The following is a 297-nucleotide window of genomic DNA, read 5'->3' on the forward strand; positions in this document are numbered from 1 at the left end:
AAGCCAATGGCGGAGCCATGAAATGAAGCTGAACATCAATACCGATTTCACCAAATTTCCCCGTGCCGTTTCAGTGGTGCCAGCGGGCGAAGCTGGCTCGGCTGCGCCCTATGACAAGGCCGTGCTGCCGCATGACGAGCGGCATCTGCGCCGCCGCGCCATCGAGACGGCAGCCGGTGACAAGGTGCTGGTCGACCTGCCGGAGCCGATGGCTTTGGCCAATGGCGACCGGCTGGTACTTGAAGACGGCCGCCAGCTCGAGATCGTCGCGGCGCCGGAGGAGGTCTACGATATCCC

At 63.3% G+C, this 297-nt stretch carries 1 pseudogene; it reads left to right on the plus strand.

The features are described from left to right. Positions 1-22 precede the first annotated feature (22 nt). Positions 23-297: pseudogene (locus EN786_RS37100) on the plus strand (urease accessory protein UreE); the annotation flags it as partial.

Origin of the sequence: Mesorhizobium sp. M4B.F.Ca.ET.143.01.1.1, assembly GCF_004792275.1 — a bacterium.
GTDB classification, from domain to species: Bacteria; Pseudomonadota; Alphaproteobacteria; order Rhizobiales; family Rhizobiaceae; genus Mesorhizobium; species Mesorhizobium abyssinicae.